Annotated in this window: 3 protein-coding genes; 1 reads left to right on the top strand and 2 read right to left on the bottom strand. The window is 68.2% G+C overall.

The window, feature by feature from the left end; genetic code table 11:
- Positions 1–324 precede the first annotated feature (324 nt).
- On the top strand, positions 325–1,620 hold the full coding sequence (locus PV350_RS45670) for an IS256 family transposase (RefSeq protein WP_500339202.1): 1,296 nt from the start codon (positions 325–327) through the stop codon (positions 1,618–1,620).
- A 24-nt stretch (positions 1,621–1,644) separates the two neighbouring features.
- Here PV350_RS45670 and PV350_RS45665 read toward each other — a convergent pair whose 3' ends face one another.
- Together PV350_RS45665 and PV350_RS45660 are read right to left on the bottom strand one after the other, a co-directional pair.
- On the bottom strand, positions 1,645–1,833 hold the full coding sequence (locus PV350_RS45665; protein WP_500339201.1) for a hypothetical protein: 189 nt from the start codon (positions 1,831–1,833) through the stop codon (positions 1,645–1,647).
- 41 nt (positions 1,834–1,874) lie between these two features.
- A complete protein-coding gene (locus tag PV350_RS45660) occupies positions 1,875–3,248 on the bottom strand; it encodes an IS701 family transposase (RefSeq protein WP_500339200.1) in 1,374 nt (457 codons plus the stop codon).
- Positions 3,249–3,425 lie beyond the last annotated feature (177 nt).

Here is a 3,425-nt window from a genome sequence, read left to right as displayed (position 1 = left end):
CGCTGGGGCGCTTCCTGGGCAGTGTCGTGCCCGACCCGCTCTCACCGCCCTCGGTGATAGTCGCCCCCATCCGCCCCGCCGACCAGCACACGCAAGGGTTCAAGCCGAAGGAGTGAGAATCGCCGCGCCCCAGCGAACGCGCCATAGCGCCCCTCCTCGCTCTCCATGTCGAGCCCTCCCGGGACCGAGCCCTCACCCCGGACAACGATTCGGCTCCCGGCAGGGACGCCAAGCGGCGGTCTACTCCTCACCCGCCTCCTGCAGCACCGGCCGGGCGGGACTGTACAAAGAACGGTGTAACTCCCGATCAAGGAAGAGCACCTGATGAGCGACGTGACTGCCTCTGTCGAGGCGGTTGAAGAGGTCCAGCCGGTCGAGCTGTCGGCGGACGTGCTGGACGACCAGTTGATCGGGCAGCTGGTCGACCGGGCCCGCGCCGGCGGTCTGCAATTGACCGGCGAGGGCGGCCTCTTGCAGCAGCTGACCAAGCGCGTGCTGGAGTCCGCCCTGGAAGGCGAGATCACCGATCACCTGGGATACGACAAGCACGACCCGGCCGGCGCTGGCAGCGGGAATTCCCGCAACGGGGTGCGGTCCAAGACCGTGCTGACCGATGTCGGACCTGTCGAGATCGCGGTCCCGCGCGACCGCGACGGCAGCTTCGAACCGCAGATCGTCAAGAAACGCCAGCGGCGGCTGACCGGCGTCGACGAGATGGTCCTGTCGCTGTCCGCGCGCGGCCTGACGCACGGCGACATCTCCGCGCACCTGGCCGAGGTATACGGCGCGAGCGTGTCCAAGCAGACCATTTCGACCATCACCGACAAGGTCATGGACGGCATGGCCGAATGGCAGAACCGGCCGCTGGACCCGGTCTATCCGGTGATCTTCATCGACTGCGTGCACGTGGAGGTCCGCGACGGCCAGGTCGCCAACCGCCCGATCTACGTCGCACTTGCGGTCACCGTCGACGGGACCCGCGACATCCTCGGCCTATGGGCCGGCGACGGCGGCGAAGGCGCCAAGTACTGGCTCCAGGTCCTCACCGAGATCAAGAACCGCGGCGTCGAGGACGTGTGCATGGTCGTCTGCGACGGACTCAAAGGCCTGCCCGACGCGATCGGCACCGTCTGGCCGCAGGCGGTCACCCAGACCTGCGTCGTCCACCTGATCCGGGCCTCGTTCCGCTACGCAGGCCGCCAGGACTGGGACAAGATCTCCCGCGCGCTCAAGCCCATCTACACCGCACCAACCGCGAAGGCCGCCGAGGACCGCTTCCTGGACTTCCAGGAGCAATGGGGTGCCAAGTATCCAGCGATCGTGCGGCTCTGGGAGCACTCCTGGGCCGAGTTCGTACCGTTCCTCCAGTTCGACACCGAGATCCGACGCGTCGTCTGCACCACCAACGCCATTGAGTCGGTCAACGCCCGCATACGCAAAGCCGTCCGCGCCCGCGGACACTTCCCTAACGAGGCCGCCGCGCTGAAATGCGTCTACATGGCCGTCATGAGCCTCGACCCCACCGGCACCGGCCGCAAACGCTGGACCATGCGCTGGAAACCCGCACTCCAGGCCTTCGACATCGCCTTCGACGGCCGACTCACCGCCGGCCGCCGATAACCCACACCACCCGAGTTACACCGTTCAATGGACAGACCCGGCCGGCTCCCGCAGCTTCCGCGTGCCGGGCGCCTTCGGGGTGGTGAAGGCGTAGCGGCCGAGGAAGTTGATGTGGTCGTACTGGAGCGGGGACAGGCGGGCGAGGAGGTCGTCGGTGACGGGGAATCCGTCGGCGGCTAGCGGTGGTTTGTTAGACCGGGGAGTAGAGATCAAGGGGGTGGCCTGCGCCGACGGCGGTGATCAGGGCTTGGAGTTCAGGTGGTGGAGGCGCGTTGGTCCATGCCCTCCAGCAGCGTTGGAGGGCAGTCCAGGGGGCAAGCCAGGCCCGGACCGCTCGTATCGCCTTGGGCCAGCTGGCCGGGTGTGGCTGGTGGGATCCGCTTGATCCCCCTCTCGAGCCGGCCCAGTTCCTCGGGCGGCTCCGGTAGCGCGGTTCCGAGCGAAACCTCGAGTGGTGGGCTGAACCAGGCGTCCCAGCAGAACGAAAAGGCGCAGGTGACCAGGGTCTGGTGACGGCGGATGGCGGTGTCGGAGCGGACCTGGAAGTCGGCCCAGCCGAGTTCGTCCTTGATCTGTTTGTAGCTCTGCTCGATCCAGTGCCGGATGCCGTAGACCCTCACGACTTCGTGCAGGTCGGCGCTGGGTTCGGGGCTGTCGGACTCGCGGGGGCCGCCGGGACGGGGGAGATCGGTGGCCAGGTACCAGGTGGCCTGCGCGGGCAGGGTGGCCGGGTCCGCGGTCGCCACGACCAGGCGGACGTTTCCGTCGGGGTCCCACCAGCCGAGGTGGGCGTCGGCGGCCCACCATGTCTCGGTGTGTCCGTCGCGGAAGGTCCGCGGGACCGGGGTCCAGTCGCCGGGATGCTGGGGGTCCGTCCAGGTCAGGGCGCGGGCGGCGTCGACGGGGGTGTAGGCGTCCTTGCCGTAGGCCCAGGTGCCGTGGCTCGGTTTGAGGGCCATGACGAACGGTAACCCCGCCGTGTGGAGTTGTCTGCGGAAGCTGTCCTGGTCGCCGTAGGCGCAGTCGGCGGCCACGGCCCGGAAGGCCACCCCGGCGGCCTTCGCCGCGCGGGCGAGTTCGACTGCGATCCGCAGCTTCGTACGGAAGTCGGGGTCGCTCTTGCCTTGGGGGAAGTGGTGGGCGGGGCTGTAGGGCACGGCGTGCAGCGGGTAGTAGAGGTTCTCGTCGGCCCAGCAGGTGGTCACCGTCACGATTCCGTTGTCGGTCTTGCCCAGCCGGCCCAGCCACTGACGGCCGATGTGCGCGGTGGCCTTGCCGTCCTTGCGGTCGCCTGAATCGTCGATCACCAGCACCCCACCCTCGTGCGGCGCGGTCGCGGGGTCAGCCAGGAGCATCTCGACCCGGCGGGCGTTGACCCGCTCGTGGTCCCAGGTCGACTCGGACAAGAAGAACTGCAGCCGCTGCACCGCCGGGTGCTGGGCGCCGACCACCGGCTCGGTGCCTGCGAGGCAGGTCAGCGTCTTGTTACGGTCCCGCGGCAGCAGCAGTCCGGTCAGGTACTCGCGGAACCCGCGGCGCTGTGCCAGTGTGGAGAACAGGTCATCGAAGCATGCGGCGTAGGCTTCCAGCGGGCCAGGTGCGGGCGGACACGGCACACGACGGGTCATCACAAGCCCCCAGGCATCGAGGCGACGTTCCTCTGCTATCGGCCTACTGCAACCCTGACCCGCCGTCAACAAACCACCGCTAGTGCTGTGACCGCATAGACACCTCAGGCGGTTAGCAGGTCAAGCGGCGACCCCAAGTTCGGTGGGGAAGGCCGTGCTCTCATCGAACAGTGTGTG

It is taken from the genome of Streptomyces sp. PA03-6a, assembly GCF_033792765.1.
Taxonomy (GTDB): Bacteria; Actinomycetota; Actinomycetes; order Streptomycetales; family Streptomycetaceae; genus Actinacidiphila.
This window is presented reverse-complemented; position numbering and strand designations above follow the sequence as displayed.